This window comes from Paraburkholderia sp. MM5477-R1 (assembly GCF_050436385.1).
GTDB classification, from domain to species: domain Bacteria; phylum Pseudomonadota; class Gammaproteobacteria; order Burkholderiales; family Burkholderiaceae; genus Paraburkholderia; species Paraburkholderia tuberum.
Genome location: NZ_JBNDMC010000007.1, coordinates 326,912 through 341,510, shown reverse-complemented (window position 1 = coordinate 341,510; position 14,599 = coordinate 326,912). Strand labels below are relative to the sequence as shown.

Annotated in this window: 12 protein-coding genes; 9 read left to right on the top strand and 3 right to left on the bottom strand. The window is 67.5% G+C overall.

What is annotated here, in order from left to right:
- Positions 1–10 precede the first annotated feature (10 nt).
- The 5 genes from OKW35_RS30395 (at position 11) to OKW35_RS30375 (ending at position 6,109) form a co-directional block, all read left to right on the top strand.
- Positions 11–1,039, top strand: coding sequence for an ABC transporter permease (locus OKW35_RS30395; protein ID WP_429553998.1), 1,029 nt, complete (start codon positions 11–13; stop codon positions 1,037–1,039).
- Complete coding sequence (locus OKW35_RS30390) at positions 1,036–1,932, top strand: ABC transporter permease (protein ID WP_184051565.1); 897 nt, start codon at positions 1,036–1,038, stop codon at positions 1,930–1,932. Before OKW35_RS30395 ends, OKW35_RS30390 begins: the two co-directional genes overlap by 4 nt.
- Entirely contained in the window at positions 1,929–4,118 is a 2,190-nt protein-coding gene (locus OKW35_RS30385) for an ABC transporter ATP-binding protein (RefSeq protein ID WP_429553997.1), read from the top strand. The genes OKW35_RS30390 and OKW35_RS30385 overlap by 4 nt, the downstream gene beginning before the upstream one ends.
- A gap of 420 nt (positions 4,119–4,538) precedes the next feature.
- Entirely contained in the window at positions 4,539–5,321 is a 783-nt protein-coding gene (locus OKW35_RS30380; protein WP_429553996.1) for a hypothetical protein, read from the top strand.
- 326 nt (positions 5,322–5,647) lie between these two features.
- Entirely contained in the window at positions 5,648–6,109 is a 462-nt protein-coding gene (locus tag OKW35_RS30375; RefSeq protein WP_090801594.1) for a Rap1a/Tai family immunity protein, read from the top strand.
- 93 nt (positions 6,110–6,202) lie between these two features.
- Here OKW35_RS30375 and OKW35_RS30370 read toward each other — a convergent pair whose 3' ends face one another.
- Positions 6,203–7,048 carry an aldo/keto reductase gene (locus OKW35_RS30370; RefSeq protein ID WP_429553995.1) on the bottom strand — a complete coding sequence of 282 codons (846 nt, stop codon included), beginning with the start codon at positions 7,046–7,048 and terminating at the stop codon, positions 6,203–6,205.
- A 195-nt stretch (positions 7,049–7,243) separates the two neighbouring features.
- On the opposite strand from OKW35_RS30370, the gene OKW35_RS30365 reads away from it, so the two are divergent.
- Positions 7,244–7,990 (top strand): GntR family transcriptional regulator, encoded by a 747-nt coding sequence (locus tag OKW35_RS30365; RefSeq protein WP_013090333.1) that lies wholly within the window; start codon positions 7,244–7,246, stop codon positions 7,988–7,990.
- Between the two features lie 66 nt (positions 7,991–8,056).
- Here the strand turns inward: OKW35_RS30365 and OKW35_RS30360 are convergent, their stop codons facing one another.
- Complete coding sequence (locus tag OKW35_RS30360; protein WP_429553994.1) at positions 8,057–9,466, bottom strand: CoA transferase; 1,410 nt, start codon at positions 9,464–9,466, stop codon at positions 8,057–8,059.
- A gap of 126 nt (positions 9,467–9,592) precedes the next feature.
- On the opposite strand from OKW35_RS30360, the gene OKW35_RS30355 reads away from it, so the two are divergent.
- Positions 9,593–10,834 (top strand): citrate/2-methylcitrate synthase, encoded by a 1,242-nt coding sequence (locus tag OKW35_RS30355; RefSeq protein ID WP_429490052.1) that lies wholly within the window; start codon positions 9,593–9,595, stop codon positions 10,832–10,834.
- Between the two features lie 35 nt (positions 10,835–10,869).
- Here OKW35_RS30355 and OKW35_RS30350 read toward each other — a convergent pair whose 3' ends face one another.
- Positions 10,870–11,175, bottom strand: coding sequence for a DUF2917 domain-containing protein (locus OKW35_RS30350; RefSeq protein WP_429356061.1), 306 nt, complete (start codon positions 11,173–11,175; stop codon positions 10,870–10,872).
- A 183-nt stretch (positions 11,176–11,358) separates the two neighbouring features.
- Between OKW35_RS30350 and OKW35_RS30345 the strand changes: the two genes are divergently transcribed.
- Positions 11,359–12,777 (top strand): PLP-dependent aminotransferase family protein, encoded by a 1,419-nt coding sequence (locus OKW35_RS30345; RefSeq protein ID WP_184058205.1) that lies wholly within the window; start codon positions 11,359–11,361, stop codon positions 12,775–12,777.
- 129 nt (positions 12,778–12,906) lie between these two features.
- Positions 12,907–14,367, top strand: a complete 1,461-nt coding sequence (gene mdtD, locus OKW35_RS30340; RefSeq protein WP_184058207.1) for a multidrug transporter subunit MdtD — start codon at positions 12,907–12,909, stop codon at positions 14,365–14,367.
- The last annotated feature ends 232 nt before the right edge of the window (positions 14,368–14,599 follow it).

Below are 14,599 nucleotides of genomic sequence, written 5' to 3'. Positions count from 1 at the left end.
AGAACTCACGATGTCGGCTCCGGCGCCCTCTCCCGCCTCGAATACATCGCGTATGCCGCGCGCGACGAACGGCAACGCGGGCCGCGTCGCGCGTTTTCTCGCGACGCGCGCGGGTCTTTCGCTGATCACGCTGTGGCTGCTGTCGGTGATCGTGTTCGCGGGCGGCCAGCTGCTGCCCGGCGATATCGGCCGCGCGGTGCTCGGGCCGCTCGCCGATGCGCGCGCGGTCGCCGCGCTCGATCATCAGCTTGGCGCCGACCGGCCGCTGCTCACGCAATACATCGACTGGATCACGCATTTCGTGCGCGGCAACATGGGGCTGTCGTACGCGTATCGCGAACCGGTCAGGCCGTTCATCGCCGATGCGCTCGGGCATTCGGCGAAGCTCGGTCTGCTCGCGTTCATCGTCGTCGTGCCGCTCGGCATCGCAGGCGGCGTGTGGTCGGCGATGCATGCGGGGCGCTGGCTGGATCGCACGATCAGCATCGCCGGTTTGTCGGCGACCGTGGTGCCGGAGTTCGTGTCGTCGATCGTGCTGATTCTCGTGTTCGGCGTGTGGCTGCGCTGGCTGCCCATCGAGGCCTCATCTCCGCCCGATGCGAGCGTGCTCGAACAGCTGCGCCATCTGGTGCTGCCGGTGCTGCCGCTCGTCCTCGTGTTCTTCGGCTACATCGCGCGAATGGCACGCGCGGGCACCGTCGAAGCGCTCGACGCCGACTACACGCGCACCGCCATCCTCAAGGGCCTGCCGCGCCACGTCGTGATCTGGCGGCACGTGCTGCGCAATGCACTGCTGCCGACGATCACCGTCGCCGCCACCCAACTCGGCTACATGATCGGCGGACTCGTGGTGGTCGAGACGCTGTTCCGCTACCAGGGCATCGGCTCGCTGATCTACAACGCCGCCAAGGCGAAGGATTTTCCAATGCTCGAAGCGGGCGTACTGACGATCGGCGTCGTCTATACGCTCGCGAATCTGGTCGCCGATGCGCTGCACGTGCTGCTCAATCCGCGACTGCGGGTAAGGACCGCCGAATGAATACGACCGTGCCGCCGGCTTCATCGACGCCACCAGGCTCGCCCGCGCCAGGCGCACCGGGCTCCGAGCCGCGTTTCCCGCGCCTCCTCCTGCTGCTCGGTTCGCCGACCTTCATCGTGGGCGCGCTGATCGTCGCGTGGTGGATCGTCTGCGCGATCGCCGGGCCGTGGTTCGTGCATCTCGATCCATACGCGTCCGATCCGCTCAATTCGCTGACGCCGCCCGATCGCACACACTGGTTCGGCACCGATCAGCTCGGCCGCGACGTATTCTCGCGCGTGATCGTCGGCGCGCGCGACATCCTGACGATCGCGCCGCTCGCGACACTGCTCGGCACCGCGGCGGGCACCGCGCTCGGCCTGGTGGTCGGCTACTTCGATGGCTGGGTCGACGACGTGATCGGCCGCATGATCGACGCGGTGCTCGCGCTACCGCTCGTGATCGTCGCGCTGCTCGCGCTCGCCGCGGTCGGTGCGTCGAACTTCACGGTGATTCTCGTGATCGGCACCACCTTCACGCCGATAACCGCCCGCACCGTGCGCGCCGCCGTGTTCGCAGAGCGGCATCTCGACTATGTGGCCGCCGCGCAGCTGCGCGGCGAACGCGCGCCGTACATCATGTTCGCGGAGATCCTGCCGAACGTGCTGCCGCCGATCGTCGTCGAAGCAACGGTGCGGCTCGGCTATGCGATCTTCGCGGTCGCGACGCTGTCGTTCCTCGGCTTCGGCATCCAGCCGCCGTCGGCCGACTGGGGGCTCGCGCTGTCCGAGTCGTACACGTTGATGGCGGGCGGCGCGTGGTGGACCGTCGTGTTTGCGGCGGGCGCGATCGCGTCACTGGTGGTCGGCGTCAATCTGATCGCCGACGGCGTGCAGGGAGTGCTCGACCAATGAACGGCCCACCACCCTCCTCGTTCGCGGCGTTCGACGTGTCGAAAAGCGATCGCACCGATGCGCTGACCGTGGTCGGCCTGACGGTCACCTACCGGATCCGCGGACGCGATCGCGAAGTGCTGCAGGACGTATCGTTTCGCGTGCGACGCGGCGAGGCGTATGGGCTCGTCGGCGAATCCGGTTGCGGCAAGTCGACCGTGGCAATGGCGACGCTGCGCTATCTGCCACGCAATGGCAAGGTGAAGGCCGGCAAGATCGTAATCGCCGGTGAGGACGTGCAGAAGCTGGGTGCCGACGCGCTGCGCAGCATGCGTGCGACGACCGTCTCGATGGTCTACCAGGACCCGGGGCGCGCACTGAATCCATCGCTGACGATCGCCCGTCAGGTTTCCGAAGCATTCGAGGCGGCCGGCGTCGCGCGCGACGAGGCGCTGCAACGCACGCTCGAGATACTCAAACGCGTCCGCATCGCGGCGCCCGAGCGCGTGATGAACAGCTATCCGCATCAATTGTCGGGCGGCATGCAGCAGCGCGTCGTGATCGCGATGGCGCTCGCGTCGAACCCCGCGCTGCTGATTCTCGACGAACCGACTACCGGCCTCGATGCGACCGTCGAAGCGGAAGTGCTCGATCTCGTCGCACGGTTGCGCGAGGAACTCGGCACCGCGGTGCTGTTCATCAGCCACAACCTCGCGGTGATCGGCCGCATGTGCGAACGCGTCGGCGTGCTGTACGCGGGCAAGCTGGTCGAGGAAGGCGCGACCCAGGACGTGTTCGCACGGCCGCGTCATCCGTACACGGTCGGGTTGCTGCGCTGCCTGCCGACGGCCGGACGCAGCAAGGACAGCGAGCGGCTCGATACGATCGCGGGCGGCCTGCCTCTGCCGGGCTCGGTCACGCAGGGCTGCATCTATGCGGAGCGCTGCCGTCTCGCCGACGAGCGCTGCCGCCGCGACGCGCCGCCGCCCTATCGCCTCGGCGCCCGGCATGGCGATCAGATGGCGCGCTGCCACTATCACGAGCGTGCGATCGAACTGCCGCGTGCGACATCGAGCGCGGCGCCGGTGGCGGCCGCATCATCCAACGCGGCGCCGCGCGCGCCCTCTGCGCCGGTCTTGCGCGCCCGGAACCTGTCGAAAACATTCCACGTATCGGGCGTCCCGCTGCGCGCGGTCGACGACGTGTCGCTCGAACTCGCGAGCGGCGAGACGCTCGGCCTCGTCGGCGAATCGGGCAGCGGCAAGACAACGCTCGCGCGGCTGCTGCTCGGCCTGCTCGCACCCGATGCCGGCAGCGTGCTCGAACTCGACGGCGCCCCGCTCGCCGCGCGCGTCACACGACGCAGCGACGAGCAGCTGAAATCGCTGCAGATCGTGTTCCAGAATCCGGACTCGGCGCTCAATCGCGCGCATTCCGTCAAGCGGCTGATCGGCCGTGCGCTCGCGCGCTTCACCGCGCTGCGCGGGCCCGAGATCGACGCACGGCTCGCCACGCTGACGGACGCCGTGCGGCTGCCCGAGCGCTATCTGGATGCACGTTCGCGCCAGCTTTCGGGCGGACTCAAGCAGCGCGTCGCGATTGCGCGCGCGTTCGCCGGCGAACCACGCGTCGTCGTGTGCGATGAGCCGACTTCGTCGCTCGACGTGTCGGTGCAGGCCGCGATTCTGAACCTGCTCGCCGATCTGCAGCGCGAGCGCGGCGTCAGCTACGTATTCATCTCGCACGATCTGCACGTGGTCCGCTATGTGTCGGATCGCATCGCGGTGCTCTACCTCGGCCGGCTGCTCGAAATCGGCCCGGCGGCGGCCGTGTTCGATGGACCGCAGCATCCCTATACCGAGGCGCTGCTGTCCGCCGTGCCGACGCTGCCGGGCGACGGCGCGTCCGGCGAGGTGCATCAACGTACGCGTATCCGTCTCACCGGCGAGTTGCCCGGGCCCGGCGCGATGCCGTCGGGCTGCGTGTTTCACACGCGCTGTCCGCGCAAGCTCGGCGCGATCTGTGAGCAGCAGGACCCGCCGTTTCTCGACGCGGACGGCGCCGCCGATTCGTCTTGCGCGCACCGGATTCGCTGTCATATTCCGGTCGCCACACTTCGCGAGCTGCAAAGCGAGCCGCGCGACGACAATGCGGGCGACCCGACGAATGGCGGCACCTCCGACGATGCGTCGGAAAACGCCAGCTAGCGTCGACTCGAACCTCATCGACGCACACCGCCCCTCTTAACGAATCCCGCGTCGGAACACGCTTTTGCGTCCGCGCGTTTCATCGTCGCAACGTTTTGAGGCGTTTTTCCGGCGTGCGCATCGCACATCCCGATATCGCCCGTGTCGCTTCAAGGCTTTGCGACGCGTGGCATGGATATCGCTAAATTAGCGGCCAGAGATTCGAAGCCAAACCGGGCGCGCAACGCCGCGCATATCCGCACGACGAGCGTCACCACGCGATGGCGCGACCTCGCGCGATCAGCACGGCAGCGACGCACGGACAACTTCGACACAACGGACCGGGGGTTCGACAAGACCCGCGTGCAGACAGGTTGGCCGGCGCTGGGGCAGCTCGCGAAGGCGGCAGCGAGGTACCGTCCTTCGCTCTGGAGACGCGCGATGAAGACCGGAAAATCAGATGAGTACTACTGTGCAATGATGCGCGGCGCGGTGGTCCTCGCGGGGGTCGCGGTGTTGGCGGGCGGGACCGCGTACGGGGCGTCGACGGACGTGATCCCTCGCTGGATTGTGCTGGCCGACGCGTTGCGGGTGCAACCCGGCGATTCAACGCCGCTGCTGCTCGCGCAGAACGACGGCGCGGCAACCGGCGCCGAGGCTGGCACGGCCACGGCCGCCGACGATGCCGCCTCGGTGTTCGCGCCGGCCGGCTGCGGCGGGCTCGGCGGTCCGGGCTGCGGGCGGCTCGGCGGCGGCAGTGGCAACGGCAGCGGTAATGGCGGCGCGGCGGGTTCGAGCAATAGCGGTGCAGGCGCAAGCGGCAACAGCGGCGCCGGGGCGGCGGGTTCAGGGAGCGGAAGTGGGAGTGGCGGTGCGGGCACGGGCAGTAAGGGAAATAGCGGTAGTGGTGGTGGCGGTGGAAGCGGAGGCGGTGGAGGCGGTGGAGGCGGTGGCGGCGGTGGCGGCGGTGGAGGCGGTGGCGGCGGTGGAGGCAGCGGCGGTGGAGGCAGCGGCGGAGGCGGAAGCAGCGGCGGCAGCGGGAGCGGCGGCTGCGGTTGCGGAGGCTCCAGCGGTGGCCCTAGCGGTGGTTTCGGCGGTGCGAATGGTGGTGGCTTCGGTGGTGGCTTCGGTGGCGGGTTCGGCGGAGGCTTTGGCGGAGGCTTCGGCGGCGGTCACGGAGGCAAGGGTGGCGGCAGTGGCAACGGTGGCGGGAACGGGCACTAGGCGTCGCCCGTTGCCCCGGGTAGGGAGCCCCCGCGCCCTACCCGCCGGCGACATGTCCCGGCATACTGTCCGCTATCCGCTGGCAACGGCGGTGATGTCCCGATCCCCCGGTCGGGCGTCACCGCCGGAGGCCGGTCGGAGCGGCCCGCCCGCCTTCGGCGCGCGCTGACGGAATGGCTCGGAGCGCGCGCGCCGCGCCTCGCGCCATCGCGCGAACCGCACCGCGAGCGGCGGGAACACAACCTCCATTGCGTGCGAGTGTTATGGAACCAATCCGAGACGACCGCCTCATATCAAATTCATCGTTCGATATGAGGGCCCACAACATGCATAGAAGCGTCCCCCCCGCCGCGACCCGCACGGCAGCCGCCGTGCTGACCGCTGCCGCCCTGGGCCTCGCATCGCTCGCCAATGCGCAAACACCCGCGCAGCCAATGGCGCAAACCTTGTCGCAAGCGGCACCACCGGTCGACCCGAGCTTCTCCGCCTACTCGCTCGTCCAGAGCTGCAAACAGCGCCACGACAATGTCGCGCAAGGGCAATGCGTCGGCGCGATCCGCGGCATCATCCACGGTTATCAATACGGCGTGCTGTTCCTCTCGCAACGAGCAACCCTCCCCGCCAACGAAACGCAGCGCGTGTCGCTATGCCTGCGCGACGTGGCGGTGTCGTCGATCGTCGACGACTTCCTCGCCGATGCCGCCCAGGTGCCGGACGACGCGCTGCAGCACACCCCCGCCGAAGTCGCCGTGCTCGGCTCCGTGCATCAGCACCATCCCTGCACCTGAGCGCCGCCTCAGCGCGAGCGGCGTCATCGACGCCCACAGCGCTTCGAGCCTCGCGCGCCGCCGTTGCGCAACGGACGGCGGCCGCGCCGGCGCTTACAACATCTCCAGCGCACGCTTGCCGCGCGGCGGCTTGAAGTACGCGTCGAGCGCGGCGAGTTCGCCGGCTTCCAGCACCAGTTGCGACGCGCGATGGTTGTCGCGCATATGCTCGACGCGCGCCGTCTTCGGAATCGCGCACACATTGGGCTTGCCCAGCACCCACGCGAGCGCCACCTGAAACACCGAGACGCCGCGCGCGTCGGCGATATCGTCGAGCGGCGAGCGTTTCGGCAGCCGCGCATGATCGACCGGGCTGTACGCCATCGCCGGCATGCCGCGCGCGGCGAGCCACGGCAACAGATCGAACTCCGGCCCGCGCCGCGCCACGTTATACAGAATCTGGTTGGTCGCGCACGCGTCGCCGCCTGGCGTCGCGACGAGTTCTTCCATGTCGTCGGTATCGAAGTTGCTGACGCCCCAGTGACGGATCTTGCCCGCGCGCCGCAGCGCCTCGAAGCCGTCGACGGTGTCCGCGAGCGGCACCGAGCCACGCCAGTGCAGCAGATACAGATCGAGCCGGTCCGTTTTCAGACGCTTCAGGCTCTGCTCGCACGCGGCGATCACGCCGCGCCGGCTGGCGTTGTGCGGATACACCTTGCTGACCAGAAACACCTTGTCGCGCAAACCCGCGAGCGCTTCGCCGAGCAGCGACTCGGTCGCGCCGTCGCCGTACATTTCGGCGGTATCGATCAGCGTCATGCCGAGTTCGATGCCGCAGCGCAGCGCATCGATTTCCGCCGCGCGTCGTGCCCGCTGCTCGCCCATTTCCCACGTGCCCTGCCCCAGTGCTGGCATGCGCTCGCCGCCCGGCAGGCTCACGCTTGCGATCTCGCTCGTCATGCTGACTCCTCGAAAGTGGCTCGATCCAGATGCGAAACGCTGGCCCGCCGCCTCATCACGCAACGCACGCTACTAAAAACCTGGCGACGAGTTTAGCGGCTCCGAGGCCTCACAACGTCGCGCCTGGCAAAAGCCAGCTATAACAGGACGCGCCGATGTTTTAAAATTGCCGCTTGCCCATCTTGCGTGAGCCCCATGACCTCTGCCTCGGAAGACCGCTGGCGCGACCTGCGCCCGGACCCGGAAAACGACACGCCGCTCTATCTGCAACTTGCCCGCAAGCTCGGCAGCGCGATCCACGAAAACCGCTGGAACGCCGGCGAGGCGCTGCCTTCGGAGCGCGTGCTGTCGGAGGCGCTCGGCGTGTCGCGCATCACGTCGCGCAAGGCGATCGCGCTGCTCGTGGAGCAGGGTTTGATCCGCCGCACCCAAGGCGCGGGCAGCTTCATCACGCCGCGCTACGAAGATCCGTTATCGCGTCTGTCGAGCTTCAGCGAAATGCTGCGGCGGCGCGGCTTCACGCCGAGTTCGAAGTGGCTGTCGCGCGAAATCTCGCCGGCCAATCGCGACGAGGTGATCCAACTGGGGCTGTCGCCGGCCGCAGCGGTCACGCGGCTGCGGCGGCTGCGGCTCGCCGACGGCATCGTGATGGCGGTCGAGAATTCGACGTTCCCGGCCGCGGTGATTCCCGATCCACAGGCAATCGGCGACTCGCTGTACACGTATCTGGAGAATCGCGGACTGACGATCGTGCGCGCGTTGCAGCACTTCCGCGCGGTGAACGCGAGCGACGAGATCGCGCAGCAGATGAGCATCGCGCCGAACGAGGCGTTGCTGTTGATCACGCGCGTGGGTTATACGGCGGATCAACGCGCGATCGAACTGACGGACACGTACTGCCGCAACGATTACTACGACTTCGTGGCGGAGTTGCGAAAGTAAGCTGCGACACGGCGGGCGGTCAGGTACGCCGCGTTCCCAACCTGAACGCGCCGCCCGCTCCAACCGTCACGTCCACCGGGCTTCGTGCGCGCCGATGCGCGCCGGCGGCAGCGCATAAAACGCAGGCGTCTGCTCCAGTTCCTCCGCCGGCAGCACGCCAAGCACACGCCCGAACTCCGATTGCACGCTCGCGACGCAATCGCGCACATCGTCGAGCGACACCTCGGGCGCCAGCTGCCCATCGGCCAGCAGCCCGAACGACCGCAGCCAACGCCCCGTCTGCGCAAGAGACACCTTCACATGCCAGCTGCCGCCCTCGCGAGCGCGCCGCGCGAGCGCGACCATCGCGCCGAACGCGGCCAGATAGCCGGTCGCGTGATCGAGCGCCTGACACGGCAGATGCCGCGGCTCGGCTGAACCCGCCGCCGCGCGCTCGGTCCACGCGATGCCGCTCGCCGACTGCACCAGACTATCGAAGCCGCGTCGCTGCGCCCACGGCCCTGTGTGCCCGTACGCGCACACCGAGACATAGACGATGCCGGGCCGCAGCCGCGCCAGCTCGTCCGGCCCGAAGCCGCGCGCCTCGAGCGCGCCCGGACGATAGGCCTGCAGGAACACGTCGGCGTCGCGCGCGAGTCCGCGCAACGTGTCGCAGCCTGCCGCCTCGCGCAGATCGACGATTGCCGAACGCTTGCCGCGGCCGTTGTCGATCACGAGCGGCGCGATGTTCGGCAGATGCGGCCCGTTGATCGTCAACACGTCCGCGCCATGATGCGCGAGCGCGCGGCCGGCCACCGGTCCCGCGATGATCCGCGACAGATCCAGCACCCGCACACCCGCGAGCGGGCGGTCGATACCAGGCTCGGCGTCAGCGGCGGCGTGGCGCGGCGGCTCGGCCGGGGCGTCGCCGATGCGCTCGATCTCGAACAGCGGCAAGCGCGCGATCGCTTTGGCCTGCTCGAGCGCGGCCCATTCGTCGGGCGTGCGAATCAAGGCGGCGCACAGGCCTGCGTCGGCGAGCGTTTGATCGAGCGTCGCGCCCTCCCAACCGCGAATCGCGGCCGCCACCGAGGGCCGCCCATTGTCACAGCCGAGCACCTCGAGCACGCCCTTCAAGTGATGCGCGAAATTCGTATGCAGCTGGATCCAGCGGCCGTCGCCCGTTTCATAGAAGCCGGTGACCGGATCGCGCAGCGCGGGCGGCGGCCCATCGTCGATACGCAAATAGCGTTCGCTGCGAAACGCCGCCAGCGCGCGACGCATCTGCACCGACACCTGTTGCAGGCGAGCGCTGCGCAAGCGCCAGTATTCGGCGGCGGCGAGGCCCGTCGCGGCGATGGTCGACGCCGCGAGGCTGCCGACACGGTAGACCGACGGCAAGCCGGGATCCGCGCCGGCGAGCGACACGGCGTGCAGCGCGACCGGATCGCAGCCGGCGAGGGTCCAGATGTGCTTGAGGGCGAGTTCGGGCGTCATGGGATCGGGCGCGCTGGCCGCGCGGACAGGAAGCAGGCACACCGAGTCTAAATTTGCGCCTTGCCGCAATCAATCTTGATTATGATAATCAACATATATTGATTTCTTCGGTTTATACGCACTTTTATGCCAGCCCCGATTTACCTGAGCGCCGCCGAAGCGGCCGCAACGCTCGGCGTCAGCTTGCCGACGCTGTACGCGTATGTAAGCCGAGGCATGCTCGGCTCGTCGCCGGATGCGCAAGGCAGGCATCGGCTCTACGATGCCGCCGAGGTGCGCCGCCTCGCGCGTCGCAAGGCGGACGGCAAACGCGCCGGCAAGGTCGCGCAGAAGGTGCTCGACTGGGGCGTACCGGTGCTCGAATCGTCGATCACGCTGGTCGCGGACGGTCGGCTGCTGTATCGCGGGCACGATGCGATCGAGCTCGCGCGCAGTGCGTCACTCGAAGACGTCGCGGCGCTGTTGTGGGAATGCAGCGCGCGGCGCATCGCCGATGCGCCCGTCGTGCCGCTCGCCCCCGCGCAATGGGCCGCGTGGCTCAAGCTGTGGAGTGACAGCGCGCCGCTCGATCGCGCGCTGGTGCTGCTGCCGGCCGCCGCCGCGCAGATGCCGCGCGTGTGGGCGCTCGGCCGCGATGCGCAGCTCGACACCGCGTGCGCCGTGATGCGGCTGCTGGCCGCCGCGATGCTGACGGCGGCGCCGTCGAACGAACCGCTGCATCGGCAGATCGCGACGGCCTGGCGGGTGCGCAGCCGTCAGCAAAGCGGACTGCTGCGCGCGGCCTTGGTCGCCTGCGCGGATCACGAACTGAACGCGTCGACGTTCACGGTCCGTTGCATCACGTCGACGGGCACGCACCTGTTCGGTGCGGTCGCGGGCGGGCTCGCGGCGCTTTCTGGGCCGCGTCACGGCGGCGAAACCGTGCGCATCGCCGCGCTGCTCGATGAGGCGTCGCGCTCGCCCGAGCTGGACCGCTATCTGGCGAACCGTCTCGCGCGCTACGAGCACGGCGCGCAAGGTCCGGTGCTGTCGGGCTTCGGTCATCCGCTCTATCCGGACGGTGATCCGCGCGCGCGGCTATTGCTGACGATGCTCGCCGACTGCGCGCCAGCCCGCTCGCCGCTCAACGAGGTGCTGCAGGTCGCGCGAGCGGTGCGCGACACAACCGGCGCGGAGCCGACGGTGGATTTCGCGCTTGCCGCGATCGAGCGCGTACTCGCCTTGCCGAGCGGGGCCGCGTTCACGCTGTTCGCGCTCGGGCGGGTGGTCGGCTGGATCGCGCACGCGATGGAGCAGGCGCGCGATGGCCGGTTGATCCGGCCGCGGGCGCGGTATATCGGGGAGTATGAGGCGGGAGGTGCTGCGTAGGGACCAGGAAGAGGCGGCTCGCCGTTCGCCCTGCATCAGACCACGCCCGGCCGACGCGCCAGCCAGGCCGGCATCGGCCAGCCGAATAGCAGCGTCGGCAACCGGCGTTCCGAGCCGCTCGCCAGCGCAAAACACGCCCCGGCCCGCCCGGCGCTGATCCATGCCACCGATCCACGCGCCAACTCGATCGACTGCCCCTCCGCCAGCCAGTGATCCTCATGCTCGCCCTCGACGGTCAGCCAGACGTTGCCGCTGATCACCTTGAAAATCGTCGGACGCGCAACCCGCCAGGCCCTGACGGGCTCGCCATGTTCCAGCTCGAAAACTCGCACTTCTCGCATCGCCGTTCTCCTCGATGAACTTTCTGTTGTACCGATTATTGACGTGCGATGATCGGAGACCCATGCACAGTTCCGAACACTTTCATCGGAACTGTTCAGTCAAAAAACCGAACAGTTGGCATGGCTCGCGCGGCGCAGGTTTAAAACTTTCGCGTTCGCAGGCCGGCGACAGAAGGCAAGCGTATGAAACTCGAAATCCAGCTCGATCGGGACAACGGCGTGCCGCTGACCGAGCAGATCGTCGCGGGCGTCTCGGCGTGGATCCGCTCGCGCAATGCGCATCCTGGCTCAAAGCTGCCGTCGATCCGCCAGTTCGCCGCCGACTTCGACGTAAGCCGCTTTCCGGTGATCGAGGCATACGACCGGTTGGTGTCGCTCGGCTATGTCGACTCGCGCCACGGCTCCGGCTTTTACGTCGCCGATCGCCAACCGACCGACATGCGCTGCCAGGGCACTTCGGACCCGCGCCGCGCCGATGTCGAGTCGGACCATCTGCTCGAGCAATTCAACTTTCCGGGCGAAACGCTGAAGCTCAGCACCGGTTTCATCCCCGAAAGCTGGCGCGACATCGATGGCATTGCGCAGGCGATCCGCCACGTGTCGCGAACCGATCCGGCTAGCATGGTCGAGTACGCGACGCCGCTCGGCAACCCGGTCTTGCGCGAACAGTTGCGCGGCCGCATTGGCCAGTTGGGCATCCAGGCAGACGCATCGCAGATTCTGATCACCAATGGCGCGAGCCAGGCGTTCGATCTGCTGGTGCGCTACATGCTCAAGCCAGGCGACACGATCTTTGTCGAGGACCCCGGTTACTACAACCTGTACGGCCTGTTGCGCCTGCACGGCATGAAGCTGATCGGCATTCCACGCACCGGCAATGGTCCCGACCTCGACACGATGCAGGCGCAACTGAAGCTGCACCGGCCCAGATTGCTGCTCATCAACACCGTGTTCCACAATCCGACCGGCACCACGGTCGCACCGCAGGTCGCATTCCGTTTGCTGCAAATGGCGCGAGAGCATGGCTTCCAGATCATCGAGGACGATATCTACGCGGATTTTCAGACCGAGCTCACCGACCGCCTGGCCACCCTCGACCAACTCGAACAGGTGATCTACATCGGCGGATTGTCGAAAACGCTGTCGTCTTCGCTGCGGGTCGGCTACGTGGTTGCGAGTCACGCGATCATCAAGGACCTGGTCGACATCAAGATGCTGACGAGCATCGGCTGTTCGCGCTTTGCCGAAGCGGTGGCGGTGTCGATGCTGGAGCGCGGCGCATATCGCAAATATCTGGAGCGACTGCGCCGCCAGATGCGCGGCGCGCTCGGCTCGACCGTCCAGACACTCGAAGATGCCGGCTGGGAGATCTTCGAAGAACCAGCGGGCGGCAAGTTCGTGTGGGCACGCGTGCCGCATGTCGCGGACGCCGAGCGGCTCGTTGAATGCGGCGTGCCCCTCGGAGTGACGGTGCTGCCTGGACAACACTTCAGGCCGAACCGGGAGGTGAGCCCGTGGATCAGGATTCATGTGGCGTTTGGCAACGAGCCACGGGCGCAGGCGTTTTTTCATGCGGCGGCGCAGTTGCCGCCTGATGCGTGAACACGGCGCGGAGCGCGGCCGTGACGCAGCGCCGACACCCGCGCAACGCTGCGCCGCCCGCTGCGCCGGGACCCGCTTTTCCCTAGAATAGCGAGTCCCAACCCGACCGAGCGCGCCCAGCCGCCTCATATGTCCACGACGCCGCCTCCGCCCGCCCTCGCTCCCGATATCCCCTCGGGTCCTTCGCCCCGCTCGCTGACCGTGATGCTGTGGCTGGTCGCCACCGGCTTCTTCATGCAGACGCTCGATTCGACGATCGTCAACACCGCGCTGCCCGCGATGGCGACAAGCCTCGGCGAACTGCCGCTGCGCATGCAATCGGTGGTGATCGCCTACTCGCTGACGATGGCGGTGATGATCCCCGTGTCCGGCTGGCTCGCCGACAGACTCGGCACGCGGCGCGTGTTCTTCAGTGCGATCCTCGTGTTCGCGGTGGGCTCGTTGCTGTGCGCGAACGCGCATACGCTGAACCAACTGGTGCTCTTTCGTGTTCTGCAAGGCGTGGGCGGCGCGATGCTTCTGCCGGTTGGGCGGCTCGCGGTGCTGCGAACCTTCCCGGCTGAGCGCTATCTGCCGGCGTTGTCGTTCGTGGCGATTCCGGGGCTGATCGGACCGTTGATCGGACCGACGCTCGGTGGCTGGCTCGTCAAGATCGCGTCGTGGCACTGGATCTTTCTGATCAACGTGCCGGTGGGCATCGTGGGCTGCATCGCGACGTTTATCTTCATGCCGGATAGCCGCAACGAACACACGAGCAAATTCGACCTTGGCGGCTACCTGTTGCTGGTGGTGGGCATGGTGGCGATTTCGTTCGCGCTCGACGGCCGCACCGAGTTCGGCATTCAACATGCGACGGTGCTGGTGCTGCTGATTCTGAGCATGGCGTGCTTCGTTGCGTATGGGCTGCACGCGGTGCGCGTGCCCGCGCCGATCTTCCCGCTCGATCTGTTCAAGATCCACACGTTTAGCGTTGGGCTGCTCGGTAATCTGTTCGCGCGGATCGGCAGCGGCTCGATGCCCTACCTGATTCCTCTGCTGTTGCAGGTGAGCCTCGGCTATAGCGCATTCGAAGCCGGGCTGATGATGCTGCCCGTGGCGGCCGCGGGCATGGCGACGAAGCGCCTCGTGACGAAGCTGATTCTGAAGTACAGTTACCGGCGCGTGCTGATGGCGAACACGATTCTGGTCGGTCTGATGATGGCGAGTTTCGCGCTCACGAGCACGCATCAGCCGCTGTGGCTGCGGCTCGTGCAACTGGCGATCTTCGGCGGCGTGAACTCGATGCAGTTCACCGCGATGAACACGTTGACGTTGAAGGACCTCGGCACCGGCGGCGCCAGCAGCGGCAATAGCCTGTTTTCGCTCGTGCAGATGCTTTCGATGAGTCTCGGCGTGACGGTGGCCGGTGCGTTGCTGACAACCTTTACCGGCATCATGCAACGCGCGACTGGCGCCAATTCGCTGCCCGCGTTTCATGCGACGTTCCTCTGTGTCGGCATCATCACCGCATGCTCGTCATGGATCTTTGCGCAGTTGTCGCCGGAGATTCGCACGCCCGCGAAAAAGACCGATCCTTCGGAGCGAACTTGAAAGCCGCACGAGCCAGGACGACGCATCCTCGTGCAGTCGCGAACGGATTTCCGGGCATCGCTCCGCGCGCGCCGCACGCAGCACGCAGCACGCTTGCACAGCGTCGCCGACCCGCAACAGGGCGCATCCCGCACCAGCGAAGTGCGCGTTATCGCCTTCGTACTGCGGCGGGCGCACAACGATTTCCTCGGAGCATTGCTGGTGGACGCTCGAGCTTTGTTCGAACACGCGC

What these genes read in the sequence shown, in the direction of transcription:
- OKW35_RS30395 (WP_429553998.1), top strand. Translation starts at nt 11, where the DNA reads ATGTCGGCTCCGGCGCCCTCTCCCGCCTCGAATACATCGCGTATGCCG.
- OKW35_RS30390 (WP_184051565.1), top strand. Translation starts at nt 1,036, where the DNA reads ATGAATACGACCGTGCCGCCGGCTTCATCGACGCCACCAGGCTCGCCC.
- OKW35_RS30385 (WP_429553997.1), top strand. Translation starts at nt 1,929, where the DNA reads ATGAACGGCCCACCACCCTCCTCGTTCGCGGCGTTCGACGTGTCGAAA.
- OKW35_RS30380 (WP_429553996.1), top strand. Translation starts at nt 4,539, where the DNA reads ATGAAGACCGGAAAATCAGATGAGTACTACTGTGCAATGATGCGCGGC.
- OKW35_RS30375 (WP_090801594.1), top strand. Translation starts at nt 5,648, where the DNA reads ATGCATAGAAGCGTCCCCCCCGCCGCGACCCGCACGGCAGCCGCCGTG.
- OKW35_RS30370 (WP_429553995.1), bottom strand. Translation starts at nt 7,048, where the DNA reads ATGACGAGCGAGATCGCAAGCGTGAGCCTGCCGGGCGGCGAGCGCATG.
- OKW35_RS30365 (WP_013090333.1), top strand. Translation starts at nt 7,244, where the DNA reads ATGACCTCTGCCTCGGAAGACCGCTGGCGCGACCTGCGCCCGGACCCG.
- OKW35_RS30360 (WP_429553994.1), bottom strand. Translation starts at nt 9,466, where the DNA reads ATGACGCCCGAACTCGCCCTCAAGCACATCTGGACCCTCGCCGGCTGC.
- OKW35_RS30355 (WP_429490052.1), top strand. Translation starts at nt 9,593, where the DNA reads ATGCCAGCCCCGATTTACCTGAGCGCCGCCGAAGCGGCCGCAACGCTC.
- OKW35_RS30350 (WP_429356061.1), bottom strand. Translation starts at nt 11,175, where the DNA reads ATGCGAGAAGTGCGAGTTTTCGAGCTGGAACATGGCGAGCCCGTCAGG.
- OKW35_RS30345 (WP_184058205.1), top strand. Translation starts at nt 11,359, where the DNA reads ATGAAACTCGAAATCCAGCTCGATCGGGACAACGGCGTGCCGCTGACC.
- mdtD (WP_184058207.1), top strand. Translation starts at nt 12,907, where the DNA reads ATGTCCACGACGCCGCCTCCGCCCGCCCTCGCTCCCGATATCCCCTCG.